The following is a 16,918-nucleotide window of genomic DNA, read 5'->3' on the forward strand; positions in this document are numbered from 1 at the left end:
GAAAACGCCGACGGACAATTCCGATCCTTCCACGACCGTCCGTCGAAGGGGTCAGCGTGACGCGAGATACGCGGCAAACGCTTCCTCGCTCGAATATTCGGGGACGTATCCGAACTGTTCCTTGAGCCGCCGATTGTCGAGAACCGGTCGGTACTGGAGAAATCCGACGCGCTCCGGACCGTGTTCCGTTACACCCAATCGCCGTCCGACGCGTAGAACGCCTCGCAACAACCATGCAGGAAGCGTCACCGTGCTCTTGCCCATCCGGGAAGCCAACTCGTCGACGGTCAGCACGCCGTCGCCCGCGACATTGAAGATGCCCACTTGGTTTCCGGTCACGGCCTCCGCAAAAGCGCCCGCGACATCGGTGTGCCAGACGAAGACGAAGGGGCTGTCGCTCCCGGCAACCTTGAGCAGCTTGCGGCGATCGAACAACGCGGTGATCTGATTGTCGACGCTCTCACCCAAGATCGTGCCGATCCGGAAGACAACTTGTTCCAACTCCGGGTGTTCGACGCGATATTCGGCGAGCATCTCCTCGACCAGGCGTTTGTGGCGACTGTATGTGAATTCGTCGTTGCCTCGGACAGGTACGTCCTCGGTGATCCACGGTGGGTTGTCGGAGTGGTAGCCGTACGCCGCTCCGGACGAAGACACGACGACCCGTCCAACCCCGTGTTCGACGCAGGCCGCGAGCACGTTTCGTGTCCCGTCGACGTCGACGCGGTACTCCTGCTCTGCTGTCGTGTTCTTGCCGGGATTCACGATGGACGCAAGGTGGATCACGACGTTCGGTCGGTACTGACCGAACACCCGCCCCAATTCTGTGGGGTCGCAGACGTCCGCCCTGACGCGGCGGATGCGATCGGCCGGCGTGTCCTTGACCGTGAGGTCGACACAGACGACGGTGATGCCCTGCGCGATCAGTGCGTCGATGACAGCGGTACCCAGGAACCCGTTCCCGCCCGTGACGAGTGCGACGGTCATGCCGGTACCGCCTTTCGGGCGCGTCGCTTGGACCAGATCGTCGCCAGAGCCAACCCGGCGATGATGTCCCAGATCCCCCACCAGCCGGCCACGATGGCCATGCCACCGAGCCCGTCGAAGAACGTGAACACCAGGCCAAGCCCCAGCCCGGCATTGCGGATGCCGACCTCGAAAGAGACGGCGCGACGGCTGTATTCGTTCAACCCGGTGACGGCGCCGCAGAAGTATCCCAGTGCGAGGGCAACCGTGTCGTGCAGGAAGACCGCGAGCAGTACCACCCCGATGTAGTCGACGAAGTACGACGCATTCCCCGACACCCCCGCGACGATGAAGATCAACAACGCCACCAACGAACCGTTTTTCACCCAAGGCTGCGCTTTCGCGGCGATCTCCGGAAACCTTCGTGCCGCCCAGATGCCGAGAACGAACGGCACACCGATGATCAGGGCGATTTGCGCGACCATCTCGAGCGCATTCAGGTTCACGGACTGCAACAGAGCGTCGGTCTCCGGGCGTCGGCTCCCCCAGAACGCAAGATTGAGCGGCATGAGGAAGATCGCGAGGACGTTCGACACCGCCGTCATGGACACCGAGAGTGCGACGTCGCCGCCCGCCCGGTGAGTCAGGACGTTCGAGATGTTCCCTGGCGGGCAGCACGCCACCAGGATCATGCCGAGTGCTACCGACGGAGCCGGCGAGAGAATCAGCGTCAGGAGAAAAGTCACTGCCGGCAACAGCAGGAACTGCGCAGCAATACCCACCGCCATCGCCTTGGGTTTGGTGAGCGCACGACGAAAGTCGTCGACCGAGGTGTCGAGGGCGATCCCCAGCATGATCGTGGCCAGCACCACGTTGAGGATCATCAACGATCCCGGGTTGAAGTTGAGCACCACGTCGTCGATCGGCATCACTGTCCTCCCTTCGTCAGAGCGGCATCAAGCAGTCCGATGTGCCGCTTCATCGCCGAGCGGTAGGCGTCCTTGTTCACGTAGTAGGCCATTCGTCCCAACTTCAGGTACTTGTATCCCCCGGACAGATCGGGAGGAGGACCGGCCGCCGCCGCCGAGAATTCCCGCGCCGCGGCGGGGGCTTCGGTACGTGCGGTGATCAATTTGGCCACCAACTCGGCCTGCTCGAAACGGCCCTGCCACCCGAGACCGGATGCTTCGACCATGCCGAGAACAAAGAGATTGTCGTGGCGGCGACTCGCGACGTTGAGGAACAGGTCCGGGGCAGCGCCCGACCAGTCCAAGTCCTCGCGCGCGATGAAGGGATAGTCGAGGTGATACCCCGTGGCGCAGAGAACGAGGTCGTAGTCGGCAGACGATCCGTCGACAAACCGCACCGTCTTCCCCTCGAACCGGTCGACGTCGGCGCGCACGTGCACATCACCGTGCCCGATGTGGTGCAGGATCAACGAGTTCACGACCGGATGCGATTCGTAGATCTTGTAGTCCGGTGCCGGAAATCCGAACCGCACCGGATCACCCGTGAACTGCTTGAGTACCAAGGTGTCGACGCGTTGTTTGATCCACGGCGGCAACGGCTTTCCCTGATTCAAGGTGTCCGAGGGTCGGCCGAACAGATACTTGGGGACGAAGTAGTAGCCTCGCCGAACGCTCAGGTCGACGCACTCGGCCTGGTGGACGGCATCGACGGCGATGTCGCATCCACTGTTGCCCGCCCCGATGACCAGTACCTTCTTCCCGCGGAAGATCTCGGCGCTGCGGTACTGGCTCGTGTGCATCAACGTGCCGGTGAAGTCGCCCCGGAAAGTCGGCATGTTCGGCTTCGACAGCGTTCCGTTCGCGATGATCACGCCTCGATACCGCGCGACTGTTGTCTCACCGCTGCGACTGCGCGTGGTGACCTGCCATAGCGAATCGACCGGCGAGACGTCGACGACGGTAGTGCCGAAGGCAAAGTGCCTGCGAAGATCGTGAGTATCGGCGTAGTCGCGGAAATAATCGGCAAGTTCCACGTGGCTCGGGTAGTCGGCCACCGAATCCGCCATCGGGAACTCGGCGAATGCGGTGGTGCCCTTCGAAGAGATGAGGTGCGCCGACTCGTAGACGGTGCTGTGCGGGTTGTCGATGTCCCAGAGCCCACCGACGTTGTCGTGGCTCTCGAAGCCGTCGAACGCTATCCCGGCCCGATCGAGGTTTCGCGCGCCGGCCAATCCAGACGGGCCCGCTCCGATCAGCGCGTACTTCTCCTCTGTGATCATCCGTCGAGCGTCGCAGATAGTCCGAATCTTGCAGAAATATGCCGGATAATGACGTTATGAGCGCACCAGATACCGGCAACGGTCGCGGGATAGATGAAATCGATCTGAGGATAATCAATGCGCTCCAGCTCGCACCGCGATCGAAGTGGCTTTCGTTGGCCGGACCACTCGAACTCGACGCCGCGACTCTCGCCCGTCGTTGGAATCGACTCTCCGAATCGTCGTTGGCCTGGGTCACGGTCACTCCAGGGCCACAGGTGCTGGGCAGCATCGTCACAGCGATCATCGAAATCGATTGCTCACCTGCTCTTCTCGACACCGTCGCGGCACGGCTGACTCGCTCGGCCCACGCCGTGACCATCGAAGCATCAACGGGCAGAGCAGATCTGCTCGTCACAGCCGGTACCGCGGATCTGGAGTCGATGTCGCGCTTCATCTCGGAAGACGTCGCAACGATCGACGGTGTACTGGCGACACGAACCTCGATCATCACACGCTGGTTCACCGAAGGTGGGCGATGGAGACTCAATGCGCTGGCACCGTCCGAGAAGGGTGTGCTGACCACCAGCGAAAACCGTCCTGCCGTGCGCGCTCGGCCGACCGGGATATCCGAACAGGATCGCAAGGTTCTGACGAAGCTCGCTTACGACGGGCGCACTCCCATGAAGGAACTGGCCGACGCGATCGGTGTCAGTCCCGCTGCGTGCAAACGCCAGATCGACCGGCTCACGTCTTCGGGGTTGGTAGCGCTGCGGTGTGAATTCGCGCGGCCGCTGGCCGGGCTTCCCGTGCTCGCCACTTTGTGGTGCCGCGTCGAACCCGAGCTTCTCGATACGGCGGGACGAGTGCTGAGCCGAGCGCCGGAAGTCCGAAACTGTTTCGCGGTGGTGGGCGCCGACAACCTGGTGGTTCAGTTGTGGCTGCATTCTCCTGCAGAACTCGATGCATTCGAAACTCGTCTGCGCAAGGAGATTCCGTGTCTTTGCGTCACGGAACGATCCATCGTGCTGTATTTGCGCAAACTGCTCGGCCACGTGCTCGACCAGCAAGGGCGACGGACGGACACCGTTGTGCCAGATGTGTGGCTTTCCGATTCACCTCAGTCGAAAAGCCGATAACACGACAGAGCCCACGACCACCGGCAACGGTCGTGGGCTCTGTGATCAGTTGAAGAAATCAGCCGCGCATCTGCGCACCGACGGCCTTGGACGCCGCCTCCACTGCCGCATCACGCGCGGCACTGGCCTCGTCCTCGGTCAGCGTCCGGTCGACACCACGGAATCGCAACGCGAACGCGAGCGACTTGCGGCCTTCACCGACCTGCGCGCCCTCGAAGACGTCGAAGAGGCGAATGTCTTCGAGAAGTTCGCCGCCGCCGGAACGCAGAGCTTCCTGGACCTTCGCCGCAGGAATATCGCGATCGACAACAACCGCCACGTCCTGGAGCACTGCGGGGAAGGGCGAAATGCGCGGCGCCGGCAGGTTCTCGACCAACGGCAAAGCGTCGAGGTCGATCTCCAGTGCACAAGTGCGCGCAGGCAATCCCGCACGCTCGAGAACAGCCGGATGCAGTTCGCCCGCATGACCGACTACGTTGCCGTCAACGACAACCTCGGCGCAACGGCCGGGATGCCACGGCAGGTACTGCGCCGCACGTAGTTCCACCTCGACGCCTGCTGCAGCTGCAATGACCCGCACTGCTGCAAAAGTGTCCGAAGCCTCGGCCTGACGGCCAGGGCCCCAGGGGCCGCTCGGCTCACGCAAACCACTCAACACTGCAGCGATGTGCACGGGCTGAGCCGGCAACGACGCGATCAGGTTCGCGATCTGCTCGTCCGTCGGACGACGATCCACCGGCAATGCATCCACCGGCTTGGTGTCGGGGCCCGGCAGGACGACCTGCGCGATGCCGTACAGCGACAGATCACGCTGACCGCGAGAAGCGTTGCGAGCCAGGATCTCCAGCAGACCCGGGAGCAGCGTGGTCGCCAACTCCGGACGATCGGCTTCGAGCGGGTTGAGGACCTTGCTGGTGTTGCGGCGCGGATCATCCGCGTCGAGGCCCCAGACGTCGAAGACGTTCGTCGGCAGGAAGACCGGAGGAAGGACCTCGACGTAACCGGCGTGAGCCACGGCCTTCGACACCGTGCGCTTCCGCCGCTGCGACGGAGTCAATCCGCGTCCAGCCGGAGCGGCGGGAAGCACAGACGGGATCTGCTCGAGACCTTCGAGGCGAAGAACTTCCTCGACGAGGTCCGCAGGCTGCACCAGGTCCGGACGCCACGACGGCGGCGTCGCGACCAACTGGCCGTGTCCCTCTTCGCTGACGCCGACCTCGACGTTGCAGCCAACCTGGGTGAGGCGGCGAGCTGCGGTGCCGTTGGGGTACGTGACTCCGGCGACACGGTCGGGCAGGTCGATATCCATGCGAATGGCAGCGCGAGGGGCAACATCGCCCACGTCGGTCAGGACCGGTTCGATCCGTCCGCCGGCAATCTCGACCAGCAGAGCGGCTGCGCGGTCGACGGCCGCGAGCGGAATTGCCGGATCGACGACGCGCTCGAAACGCTTGCTCGCCTCACTCGGCAGCTTGTGCCGGCGCGCCGTCTTGAAGACTGCGAGCGGATCCCAGGTAGCTCCTTCGAGGAGGATGTCAGTCGTTGCCGTTCCCACCTCGGTGGTTGCGCCGCCCATGACGGCAGCCAGCGAGATGACTCCGGAATCGTCGGCGATGACAACGTCTTCGGGATCGAGCGTGCGTTCGACGTCGTCGAGCGTCGTCAGCTTCTCCCCCGCCTTGGCGCGACGGACCACCAGGTCGCCCTGCACCGAGGTCGCATCGAACGCGTGCAGAGGCTGACCGAGTTCGAGCATCACGTAGTTGGTGACGTCGACGGCCGGCGAGATCGGGCGAACACCCGAGAGCAGAAGTCGACGCTGCAGCCACCACGGGCTCACTGCCTGCGGATCGATACCCGTGATCTTCCGCATCACGAAACGCGAAGCCTTGGACTCCGGTTCGAGGCGCACCGGCCAGGCTTCACCCTCAGCCGGGTGCGCGGGAACCGAAGCGGGATCGGCATATTCGAGATCGAAGCCGCACGCGAGCTCTCGCGTGAGACCGCGGACCGAGAAGCAGTAGCCACGGTCCGGGGTGATGTTCAGTTCGATGATCGTGTCACCGAGACCGAGCAACTCGTTGCCATCTGCGCCGGGTTCGGCGGTACCAGGCTCGAGCACCAAGATGCCCGAATGGTCTTTGCCGATACCGAGTTCCGAGACGGAGCAGATCATGCCGTCGGACACCTGGCCGTACGTCTTGCGAGTGGCGATTTCGAATCCGCCGGGCAGCACCGCGCCGGGCAACGCAACGACGACGAGGTCACCCTCGTTGAAATTGCGCGCGCCACAGACGATGCCACGGGGCTCGGGTTCGCCGACCTCGACCTGGCAGAAGCGGATCGGCTTCTTGAACTCGGTCAGTTCGGTGATGGAGACGACCTTGCCGACGACCAACGGGCCGTCGATCGCCTCGAGTGTGTCGAGTTCCTCGACTTCGAGTCCCACCCGGACGAACCCGGCGTCCAGCTCTTCCGGGGTCACCTCCCAGTTGGGAGTTGCCCGCTGCAGGATCTCGGTCAGCCAGGATTGCGCTACTCGCACGTCTGCTCAGCTCTCTCGTTTGTCGATAAGTCTTTGTGAAGGTTCCGCGGACCGGATCGGTCAGCCTGCGACACCGAAGGGCAGCGTGAAACGCACGTCACCTTCGACGATGTCGCGCATGTCCGGGATACCGTTGCGGAACTGCAGGGTCCGCTCGAGGCCCATGCCGAATGCGAAACCCGAGTACTCGTCGGGATCGATACCGCTGGCGCGCAGAACGTTCGGGTTGACCATGCCGCAGCCGCCCCACTCGACCCAGCCTGCGCCGCCCTTCTTGTTCGCGAACCAGACGTCGACCTCGGCCGACGGTTCCGTGAACGGGAAGTAATTGGGGCGCATACGGGTACGCGTCTCGGGGCCGAAAAGGGCACGAGCGAACGCGTCGAGAGTCCCGCGCAGGTTGGCCATGGTCAGGCCCTTGTCGACGGCCAGGCCCTCGACCTGCGAGAAGACAGGCGTGTGCGTCGCATCGAGTTCGTCGGTGCGGAACGTGCGGCCCGGGCACACCACGTAGATCGGTACCTCACGCGAGAGCATCGTGCGGACCTGCACCGGCGAGGTGTGGGTACGCAGCACCTGGCGAGAGTTCTCGGGTGCCAGGTGGAAGGTGTCCTGCATCGTGCGGGCAGGGTGATCCGGCAAGAAGTTGAGCGCGTCGAAGTTGAAGTGCTCGGTCTCCACCTCCGGACCCTCGGCAACTTCCCAACCCATCGCGACGAATACGTCGGCGACCTGCTCAAAAATCAGGCTGATCGGGTGACGCGCCCCGACGGGGTGGCGATCGGAGGGCAGAGTGACGTCGATTGCCTCGGCAACCAACACCGCGGCGTCACGCTCGGCGAGGAGGACCTCACGACGAGCGTCGTACGCGTTGTTGATCCGAGTGCGGAAGATGTTGACGCGCTTACCGGCGTCCGCCTTTTCCTTGCCCGGAAGGCTGCCGAGACCCCGGCGCGCGAGGGCGATCGGGGACTTGTCCCCCAGGTGCTCCACCTTGACGTGCGCCAGCGCGTCCAGGTCAGCGGCGTCCGCCAGCGCCTTCTCGGCGTTCTCAGCCGCAGCGGTCAACGCCTCTTCGGTGAGTACACTCGCGTCGACCTCCGGCGGTGTCGCGCCCTCATTTTTGGCCACGGCTGTGACGCTCCTGTCGCTTCTCGGTTTACTTCTCGTACTGCGTGCTTCTTGTACTGCTTACTTCTTGTACTGCGAGCGAGCTTTCGAACTCGCTCGAGCATTGTCTCTGCTCTTGTATTGTCTCAGGCTTCCGCAAATGGGATTCCGTGAGGTCTTCGCGTGCGTTTTCAGCCGTGATCGGTGGCGCGATTTTGCACCCGCGCGCTTGCGTACAGGCAAATTGCCGCCGCTGTCGCGAGGTTCAAGCTTTCGGCGCGGCCATGGATCGGAATCCTGACCCGATGATCAGCCTGCGCGGCGATCGCCGGATCGAGACCGTGCGCTTCGTTACCGAACAGCCAGGCCGTCGGCTTGCTCAGCAACTCGTCGGCCTCGTCGAGATCGACCTCGCCGTCAGCTGCAGTCGCGAGAATCTGAATGCCGGCTGCGCGAATCTGCTCGATCACCGACACTGTGTCTCGATCGCGGACGACTGGCAGGTGAAACAGGCTGCCCGCCGACGAACGAACGACCTTGCCGTTATGCGGATCGACGCTGTCGCCGGCGAGGATTGCCGCATCGGCACCCACTGCGTCGGCGATGCGAATGACGGTGCCCGCGTTACCTGGTTCGTTGACCTCGACCGGCACTGCGAGCAGGCGGGTCTCCTGATGGACGGCTGCGCTCAGCGGTACGTCCAGTAGATCGCTGACGGCAACGAGTCCGGGCGGCGTGACGGTATCGCTGAGAGCTTTGATGGCTCGATCGGTCACAAGAGCAACACGAACTCCAGCGGTCAGCGCCCGATCGATGACGTGCTGATAGCGCTCGGCTGCGTCCTCGGTGTAGAAGAGGTCGTGTACCGGGCGGGCCTCGCCATTCGAGAGTGCACCGTTCAACAGTTCGGTGACCGAGTTCTCGCCCTCGACGAGGAAACGTCCTGCTTTGCGTCGTTCTGCTGTGCGCAGGAGCTTGACAGCAGAAACGACCCGCGGAGTCCGCTCGGTGAGCGGGTCCACGGGCCGTTGCTGTGATGCGTGAATCAGGCTGCTTCTCCGGCAGGAGCGTTCACGTCAGCCGGCAGAGCGGCCTTCGCGAGTGCGACCAGGCCGGCAAAGGCCTCGGCATCGGAGACAGCGAGCTCGGCCAGGATCTTGCGGTCGACGTCGACCTCTGCCAGACGCAGGCCCTGGATGAGGCGGTTGTACGTGATGTCGTTTGCACGAGCTGCAGCGTTGATACGCGTGATCCACAGCTTGCGGAACTCGCCCTTGCGCGCACGACGGTCGCGGTACGCGTAGGTGAGCGAGTGGAGCTGCTGCTCCTTGGCCTTGGTGTACAGACGCGAACGCTGTCCACGGTAGCCGCTGGATGCAGCAAGAATTGAACGACGCTTCTTCTGGGCGTTGACCGCCCTCTTTACGCGTGCCACTTGAAAAATCCTGTCAATCTAGGGGCTGAAAGTACGGCCCCGGGTGGTCAGTAAGGGGGCGACTCAGATGCCGAGCATGCGCTTGATGCGCGGAGCGTCGTCAGGGCTGACAACAGCGACACCGTCGAGACGACGGGTAACCCTGCTGGACTTGTGCTCGAGAAGGTGGCGACGGCCGGCCTTCTGGCGCATGAGCTTTCCGCTGCCGGACACCTTGAATCGCTTCGAGGCGCCGCTGTGGCTCTTCATCTTGGGCATGGAGTCCTCAGTTCTTGTTACGTGGTGGATCTTGGGAAATCGACTAGCTGGCCGGAGCCTCGGGAGCGGCATCGCCGGTCGCCGGTGCTTCCGGAGCTGCTTCACTGGAAGCCGGTGCGGCCGGAGCCGGACGCGGAGCAGCCTGAGCCACTGGCGCCTGAGCGCTCTCCTGCGCCTTGACACGAGTCTTGGCGCCCTTGTGCGGTGCCAGGACCATCGTCATGTTTCGGCCGTCCTGCTTTGCCGAGGTTTCGACGAATCCGAGATCTGCGACGTCTGCTCCCAGACGCTGCAGAAGGCGGTAGCCGAGTTCGGGGCGTGACTGCTCACGTCCGCGGAACATGATCGTGACCTTGACCTTGGAACCGGCTTCGAGGAAGCGAACGACGTTGCGCTTCTTGGTCTCGTAGTCGTGGTCGTCGATCTTGGGTCGGAGCTTCTGCTCCTTGATGACCGTCAGCTGCTGGTTCTTACGTGACTCACGTGCCTTCTGTGCAGCCTCGTACTTGAACTTGCCGTAGTCCATGATCTTGCAGACCGGTGGACGGGCGTCAGGAGCTACCTCGACCAGGTCGAGGTCGGCCTCAAGGGCCAAGCGGAGTGCATCTTCAACACGCACGATGCCTACCTGTTCGCCGCCAGGTCCGACCAAACGAACCTCGGGAACGCGGATACGATCGTTGATGCGGGTCTCAGTGCTGATGGGGCCTCCTAGGTTGAACGGTGCGGTCTTCATGACCGCACGCAGCCCGTACCGCCCGCACCCCAACAAAAAAGCCCCGCTGTGATGATTGCTCATCCGCGGGGCCCGATGTCGACCGATCACATAAGATCCAGCTCACGCCGAAACCTATCTCCTCGACTGAGCGAGGAACCTGACGAAGAATGATCTCCGATAACAGGTGACCGGAACCACTGAACTGCAGTTTCACCTGCCGCGCAGAGGTGGGAGTCGGACTCCACTTGCTGCCCCCGAACAAGTCGGAGGCGGTCGTTGCAACAAGAGTAACAGGTCGCCACAGATGAAAGAAATCGGTGCCGCTCCCAGTGCTGCCGGGAGAGGCCCGATTCAACACCGTCACGGCCTGATGGAATCCTTACATCCATGAGTGAGAACTTCGAGGCAGAACAGAACACCGACGGCGCGAACCCCGACGTCCGCGAACTCTCCGAAGTTCCCGCGGTCGAGGTCATCAGCCGCGCTGCAGTGATGCTGATGAGTTCGGCTGCCGAAAAACTCGGCCTCTCCGACGCCGATCCGTCTTCCAGCCCCTACCTGGACCTCGACGAAGCGCGTCGCGTCATCACGGCACTTGCCGGACTCGTGACTGCGTCGGTCGAATACCTCGGCCCTCATGCCGGACCCATCCGTGAAGGCCTCCAAGCCCTGCAGCGCGCATTCCGTGAGGCGTCCTCGCACCCGGACGAGCCAGGAAAGGGACCGGGCGAGAAGTTCACCGGTCCGGTCTACTGAGTTGGCAACCGCCAACAAGACTCAACCGACGCCCGAGGACGTCGACGCATTCATTTCACGCGTCGACGACCGCAAACGCGCCGACGCCGTGGAGCTGATCTCCCTGCTGTCGGCCTCAACCGGCGAGCCTGCTGTCATGTGGGGCTCGAGCATCATCGGATTCGGGGCACGGCACTACCGATATGCGAGTGGCCACGAAGGTGACACCCCACTGATCGGGTTCTCCCCCAGGGCCACCGCGCTCACGTTGTACTTGTCGCTGAACTTCGACGACTACACCGACACGCTCGCTCGCCTCGGCAAGCACAAAATCGGCAAGGGCTGCCTGTACGTCAAACGGCTGAGCGACGTCGATATGACGACCCTGACCGAACTGATCACGGATTCCGTTGCCGCAGCCCGCAACATGATCGACTGAGTCACTCACCCACGGGGAGAAACAGGCCGAGCGTCTTCGGGCGGTTGCCCGAAGACGGTCGAATCGCGTGGTGTGAAGTGATCGTTCGTCAGCGTGGCCCGACGCATTCGATCGAGTCGAAACCACCGCACGGCGTCGCGCTCGCGACACCAGCCGATGAGAAACCACTGACCACGGTCCTGCGCCAGAATGTGCGGCTCAACTGCCCGCACCGTCTCCGCACCGTCCCCATCCACGTAGTGCAACGACACGACTCGACTCTGTTCGAGACCCTGCTCGACGGCCTGCCGGTTCGCGCGCGAATCCGTCAGAGCCCCGCCGTCACCGCGAATCCACACGCGGCCACCGAGCTCGGCGACCTTGCGACGACTCTCCTCGTCCATCACATCGAGCAGTTTCGCCAGCGCTGCTCGCCCATCCGGCGCAAACGGAGCATCACCCATCGCCGTCAAGGCCAACGCGATCGAAACTGCCTGCGGAACAGTGAAATTCACCGGCGGCAGCGTGGCGCGACCCACGAGTCGGTATCCACCTCCGGGACCTGAGCGCGCTTCGATCGCCGCACCCGACATCATCAGCGTCTCGATATCCCTCTTGATCGTCCGGGTGGTGACACCGAATTCCTCGGACAATCGGGAGCACGTAGTCCCTCGATCGCCCTGTCGCCGAAGTTCCTCGACGAGAGCATGCAATCTCGCAGCTCGATTCACGTTCACCAGTGTCTCAGATTCCGATACCAAACGGTGACATAATTGGTGACACTCTGTTGTCACCAACTCGGGTGCACTGTAAGTACATGAAAACTCACATCGTTCTTGTTCCCGGATTCTGGCTCGGTTCATGGGCTTGGGATGCAGTACTCCCCCACCTCGAGCGTTCCGACACCCGCGTGACCAGCCTGACACTGCCCGGGCTCGACGCAGTAGACACAGATCGATCAGCGGTCACCTTCGACGCTCACGTCCGTGCAGTCGTCGACGCCGTATCGGACTCCGACGAGCGCACGGTCTTGGTCGTACACAGCGGCGCCGGCCCGGTGGGGTACGCCGTCACCGATCGCATCCCGGATCGCGTCGCTCGGATCGTCTACGTCGACTCGGGCCCCATGCCCGACGGCGCAGCGCTGCGACCGGATCTGGCCTCCGATGTCATCGAGATTCCGCTCCCCACGTGGGCAGAGCTCGAAGCGGACGGCAGCAGCCTCGAAGGACTCGACGAGAAAGCTCTGGAGACGTTCCGCGCCAACGCGGTACCCGAACCGGCTGGGCCCGCGCGTGAGCCGATTGTCCTGACGAACGAAAAGCGCTACCAGGTGCCGTCAACCGTCGTTTGCAGCACGTTCCCCTCCGCGGTGATCGCCCAGATGGCCGACGGAGGTCATCCGATGGCCGCCGAACTGGCGAAACTCCCCGTGACGTACGTCGACCTCCCGACCGGCCATTGGCCGATGTGGTCGCGCCCCGAAGAGGTCGCCAACGTAATTCTCGAGACCAGCACTTCCTGATCGACAAAGCAGTGATGCCGGGTCGATTCCGACCCGGCATCACTGACCGATTTCTACTTGCTCACGTTCTACTAGCTCACGGAAGCGGCTTTCTTCCGTGGCGCGGCCTTCTTTGCGGCAACTGCCTTCGTCGCACGCTTCTTGGTGATCGGCTTGGCCTTGACCGGCGCGTGCTGTGCGGTGAGAACCTCACTGAGGAACTTGCCCGTGTAGCTCTCGGGGACCGCGGCAACGTCTTCCGGAGTACCTTGCGCCACAACGGTTCCGCCGCCGGATCCACCCTCGGGCCCCATGTCGACGACCCAGTCCGACGTCTTGATCACGTCGAGATTGTGCTCGATCACGATCACGCTGTTGCCCTTGTCCACCAGACCGTTGATCACGATCAGGAGCTTGCGGATGTCCTCGAAATGCAGACCCGTGGTGGGCTCGTCGAGGATGTACACCGTGCGACCGGTGGACCGCTTCTGCAATTCGGCGGCGAGCTTGACGCGCTGCGCTTCACCACCGGACAGAGTCGGAGCCGGCTGACCCAGTCGGACATAGCCCAGCCCGACGTCGACCAGCGTCTTGAGGTACCGGTGAATTGAGGTGACCGGCTGGAAGAACTCGGCTGCTTCCTCGATAGGCATGTCGAGTACCTCGGCGATCGACTTGCCCTTGTAGTGGACCTCGAGCGTTTCGCGGTTGTACCGGGCGCCGTGGCACACCTCGCAGGGCACGTACACGTCCGGCAGGAAGTTCATCTCGATCTTCAGCGTTCCGTCGCCGGAGCACGCCTCGCAGCGTCCGCCCTTGACGTTGAACGAGAATCGGCCGGGCTGGTAACCGCGGACTTTCGCTTCCGTGGTGGCCGCGAACAGGGTTCGGATCTTGTCGAACACGCCGGTGTACGTCGCCGCGTTCGATCGTGGAGTCCGGCCGATCGGAGACTGATCGACCTGCACGAGCTTGTCCAGCTGATCGAGACCGTTGATTCGTGTGTGACGCCCAGGTACCTGGCGTGCACCGTTGAGCTTGTTCGCCATGACGGTCGCGAGAATGTCGTTGACCAACGTCGACTTGCCCGAACCGGAGACACCGGTGACAGCGGTGAGAACACCCAGCGGGAAACTCACGTCGATGCCGTCGAGATTGTGCTCGCGCGCTCCTACGACCGTGACCTGGCGTTTGCGGTCCACCGGTCGACGAATGGCCGGAACCTCGATGAAGCTACGACCTGACAGGTAGGCGCCGGTCAGAGATTCTTCACACGTCAGCAGTTCTTCGTATGGCCCACTGTGGACGACCTTGCCGCCGTGCTCGCCGGCGTACGGTCCGATGTCGACTACCCAGTCGGACGTGCGGATAGTGTCTTCGTCGTGCTCGACGACGATCAGCGTGTTGCCGAGGTCGCGCAAGCGCGTCAGGGTTTCGATCAGTCGTCGATTGTCACGCTGATGCAGGCCGATGGACGGCTCGTCGAGTACATACAGCACGCCGACGAGTCCGGAACCGATCTGCGTTGCCAAGCGGATTCGCTGGGCCTCGCCACCGGACAACGTGCCAGCGGCACGCGAGAGGGAAAGGTATTCCAAGCCGACGTCGAGCAGGAACCCGAGTCGTGCCTGAACTTCCTTGAGGACCTGACCCGCAATCGCCTCTTCGCGCGAACCGAGAGTGAGGCTGTTCAAGAAGTCCGCGCAATCGGAGATCGACAGTTCACAGACCTCGGCGATGGACTTACTGCCGAAGTCTCCAGCCGCGATAGTTACCGACAGGATTTCCGGGCGCAGGCGAGCACCACCACACGCCGGGCACGGCGTGTCGCGCATGTACCCGTCGTACCGTTCCTTCATCTGATCCGATTCGGTCTGCTCGAGCCGGCGATGCAGGAACGGCATCACACCTTCGAACTCCGCGTAGTAAGAACGGGTACGGCCGTACCGATTCTTGTACCGGACGTGAACCTGCTCCTCGCTGCCTTCGAGGATTGCTTTGCGGGCCTTCGCCGGCAACTTGTTCCACGGCGTCTTCATGTCGAAACCGAGGATGTCGCCGAGGCCGGAGAGCAACCGTCCGAAGTACTCGGAACTCTGGCCCATCGACCACGGCGCGATCGCTCCGTCTTCGAGACTCAGGTCGGGATCGGGAACCACCAGATCCGGGTCGACCTCCTTGCGGATACCGAGGCCGGTGCATTCCGGGCAGGCGCCGTAGGGCGAGTTGAAGGAGAACGAGCGCGGTTCGAGATCGTCGATCGCGAGTGCGTGGCCATTCGGGCAGGCCAGCTTCTCGGAGAAACGACGCTCACGATCAGGTGCATTTTCTTCACGGTCGACGAAGTCGAGGACCACGATGCCTTCAGCCAAGCGAAGTGCGGTCTCGACCGAGTCGGTCAGGCGCTGCTTCGAACTCGCCTTGACCTGCAATCGGTCGACCACTACTTCGATGTCGTGCTTTTCCTGCTTCTTGAGCTTCGGCGGATCCGCCAGCGAATGGACGACACCGTCGACGCGCACTCGCGAGTAGCCCTGGGTGTTGAGCTGATCGAAGAGATCGACGAACTCGCCCTTACGAGTACGGACCACTGGTGCGAGGACCTGGAACTTGATGCCCTCCTCCATCTCGAGCACCTGGTCGACGATCTGCTGGGGCGTCTGACGTGCGATCTTCTCACCACACACCGGGCAGTGCGCCGAACCTGCGCGGGCATAGAGAAGTCGGAGGTAGTCGTAGACCTCGGTAATGGTGCCCACCGTCGAACGGGGGTTGCGGTTGGTCGACTTCTGGTCGATCGACACCGCAGGAGACAATCCCTCGATGAAGTCCACATCCGGCTTGTCCATCTGACCGAGGAACTGACGCGCGTATGCCGAGAGCGACTCGACGTAGCGGCGCTGACCTTCGGCGAAGATCGTGTCGAACGCGAGGCTGGACTTGCCGGAGCCGGACAACCCGGTGAAGACGATCAGGCTGTCTCGCGGGAGGTCGAGATCGACTCCTCGCAGATTGTGCTCACGCGCACCCCGCACGATCAGGCGATCCGCCACACCAATTCCCTTCATTGTCAATCGTCCGGGGCCGTCCCCCCGGAGAAGTCTCGAGTGGCCTCGCAAACGCGAGTCCTCGAGCGATCGTCATCGTAGGCCGAGCCACCGACACGTTTTTCTCACCAGGCGAGCCCATCGCTCTACCTGCCCCTATTCGAAGGTAGCCTGCGTTTCATGACGAATCAGCCCATCGTGATCGACGACTCCTACACCGGTCAGGTCTCCCCCGATTCTGCCCCTCAGCGGCGCACAGTCGAAGGCGCCGTCATCACGAAGATGTCGGTCGGCCCCATGGACAACAACACTTACCTCGTCGTCTGTTCCACGACCGGGAAATCTCTCCTGATCGATGCGGCCAACGAAGCCGAGAAGATCATCGCGCTCATCGAACAGGAAGCACCTGTTTTCGATTCCATCGTCACCACCCACCAGCACGGCGATCACTGGTTGGCCCTCGAAGACGTTCACGCCGCAACCAAGGTGCCGACGGCCGCACACCCCCTCGACTCAGAGGTCCTTCCCGTCACCCCGGACGTACTCCTCGAAGACGGCGACAAGGTGACCGTTGGCAACTTGAGCCTCGACGTCATTCACCTGTCCGGCCACACGCCCGGCTCCATCGCGCTGGCTCTCACCGAACCGAGCGGACAGGTTCACCTCTTCACCGGCGACTCACTCTTCCCCGGCGGAGTAGGCAAGACCGCCGACCCCGAGAAGTTCACTTCTCTGCTCGACGACGTGGAAAACAAGCTGTTCGGAAGGTACGACGACGCGACCGTCGTCTACCCCGGGCATGGCAAGGACACGACG

The 16,918-nt window shown here is 62.9% G+C and carries 16 protein-coding genes; 5 read left to right on the forward strand and 11 right to left on the reverse strand.

The features are described from left to right. Window positions 1-51: 51 nt before the first annotated feature. From A2J01_RS08710 to A2J01_RS08720, 3 genes are read right to left on the reverse strand one after another with little or no spacing between them, the layout of a single operon-like run. Entirely contained in the window at window positions 52-987 is a 936-nt protein-coding gene (locus A2J01_RS08710; protein WP_064112529.1) for an SDR family oxidoreductase, read from the reverse strand. After that, a complete protein-coding gene (locus A2J01_RS08715; RefSeq protein ID WP_064112537.1) occupies window positions 984-1,895 on the reverse strand; it encodes a bile acid:sodium symporter family protein in 912 nt (303 codons plus the stop codon). The genes A2J01_RS08710 and A2J01_RS08715 overlap by 4 nt, the downstream gene beginning before the upstream one ends. Beyond that, complete coding sequence (locus A2J01_RS08720; RefSeq protein WP_064112530.1) at window positions 1,895-3,214, reverse strand: flavin-containing monooxygenase; 1,320 nt, start codon at window positions 3,212-3,214, stop codon at window positions 1,895-1,897. Before A2J01_RS08720 ends, A2J01_RS08715 begins: the two co-directional genes overlap by 1 nt. Window positions 3,215-3,270: 56 nt before the next feature. Between A2J01_RS08720 and A2J01_RS08725 the strand changes: the two genes are divergently transcribed. Beyond that, window positions 3,271-4,332, forward strand: coding sequence for an Lrp/AsnC family transcriptional regulator (locus A2J01_RS08725; protein WP_064112531.1), 1,062 nt, complete (start codon window positions 3,271-3,273; stop codon window positions 4,330-4,332). Window positions 4,333-4,390: 58 nt separating this feature from the next. Here A2J01_RS08725 and pheT read toward each other — a convergent pair whose 3' ends face one another. The 6 genes from pheT to infC form a co-directional block, all read right to left on the reverse strand. Beyond that, entirely contained in the window at window positions 4,391-6,877 is a 2,487-nt protein-coding gene (gene pheT, locus A2J01_RS08730; protein WP_064112532.1) for a phenylalanine--tRNA ligase subunit beta, read from the reverse strand. A gap of 60 nt (window positions 6,878-6,937) precedes the next feature. Further along, complete coding sequence (gene pheS, locus A2J01_RS08735; protein WP_064112533.1) at window positions 6,938-8,008, reverse strand: phenylalanine--tRNA ligase subunit alpha; 1,071 nt, start codon at window positions 8,006-8,008, stop codon at window positions 6,938-6,940. 170 nt (window positions 8,009-8,178) lie between these two features. Then, the gene (locus A2J01_RS08740) at window positions 8,179-9,009 is read right to left on the reverse strand and encodes a TrmH family RNA methyltransferase (protein WP_007736261.1); all 831 of its coding nucleotides are present in this window, start codon (window positions 9,007-9,009) and stop codon (window positions 8,179-8,181) included. Window positions 9,010-9,032: 23 nt separating this feature from the next. Continuing rightward, a complete protein-coding gene (rplT, locus tag A2J01_RS08745; protein WP_003944011.1) occupies window positions 9,033-9,422 on the reverse strand; it encodes a 50S ribosomal protein L20 in 390 nt (129 codons plus the stop codon). 63 nt (window positions 9,423-9,485) lie between these two features. Continuing rightward, window positions 9,486-9,680 (reverse strand): 50S ribosomal protein L35, encoded by a 195-nt coding sequence (gene rpmI, locus A2J01_RS08750; protein ID WP_003944043.1) that lies wholly within the window; start codon window positions 9,678-9,680, stop codon window positions 9,486-9,488. 43 nt (window positions 9,681-9,723) lie between these two features. Next, window positions 9,724-10,416: a translation initiation factor IF-3 gene (gene infC / locus A2J01_RS08755; protein ID WP_003944008.1), complete on the reverse strand. Its 693-nt coding sequence runs from the start codon at window positions 10,414-10,416 to the stop codon at window positions 9,724-9,726. 369 nt (window positions 10,417-10,785) lie between these two features. On the opposite strand from infC, the gene A2J01_RS08760 reads away from it, so the two are divergent. Both A2J01_RS08760 and A2J01_RS08765 read left to right on the forward strand, forming a co-directional pair. After that, window positions 10,786-11,154: a DUF1844 domain-containing protein gene (locus A2J01_RS08760; protein ID WP_007736262.1), complete on the forward strand. Its 369-nt coding sequence runs from the start codon at window positions 10,786-10,788 to the stop codon at window positions 11,152-11,154. Window position 11,155: 1 nt separating this feature from the next. Next, the gene (locus A2J01_RS08765) at window positions 11,156-11,572 is read left to right on the forward strand and encodes a DUF1801 domain-containing protein (protein WP_064112534.1); all 417 of its coding nucleotides are present in this window, start codon (window positions 11,156-11,158) and stop codon (window positions 11,570-11,572) included. Between the two features lie 5 nt (window positions 11,573-11,577). Here the strand turns inward: A2J01_RS08765 and A2J01_RS08770 are convergent, their stop codons facing one another. Then, window positions 11,578-12,288: a helix-turn-helix transcriptional regulator gene (locus A2J01_RS08770; RefSeq protein WP_064112535.1), complete on the reverse strand. Its 711-nt coding sequence runs from the start codon at window positions 12,286-12,288 to the stop codon at window positions 11,578-11,580. An 80-nt stretch (window positions 12,289-12,368) separates the two neighbouring features. Here A2J01_RS08770 and A2J01_RS08775 point away from each other — a divergent pair, with 80 nt between their 5' ends. Beyond that, window positions 12,369-13,076 carry an alpha/beta fold hydrolase gene (locus tag A2J01_RS08775; RefSeq protein WP_030536734.1) on the forward strand — a complete coding sequence of 236 codons (708 nt, stop codon included), beginning with the start codon at window positions 12,369-12,371 and terminating at the stop codon, window positions 13,074-13,076. A gap of 71 nt (window positions 13,077-13,147) precedes the next feature. Here the strand turns inward: A2J01_RS08775 and uvrA are convergent, their stop codons facing one another. Next, window positions 13,148-16,108, reverse strand: a complete 2,961-nt coding sequence (gene uvrA, locus A2J01_RS08780; RefSeq protein ID WP_024487477.1) for an excinuclease ABC subunit UvrA — start codon at window positions 16,106-16,108, stop codon at window positions 13,148-13,150. A 174-nt stretch (window positions 16,109-16,282) separates the two neighbouring features. Here uvrA and A2J01_RS08785 point away from each other — a divergent pair. Continuing rightward, on the forward strand, window positions 16,283-16,918 hold a 636-nt coding region (locus A2J01_RS08785; protein WP_064112536.1), incomplete at its 3' end, for an MBL fold metallo-hydrolase.

It is taken from the genome of Rhodococcus sp. EPR-134 (genome assembly GCF_001647205.1).
GTDB lineage: Bacteria > Actinomycetota > Actinomycetes > Mycobacteriales > Mycobacteriaceae > Rhodococcus_F > Rhodococcus_F qingshengii.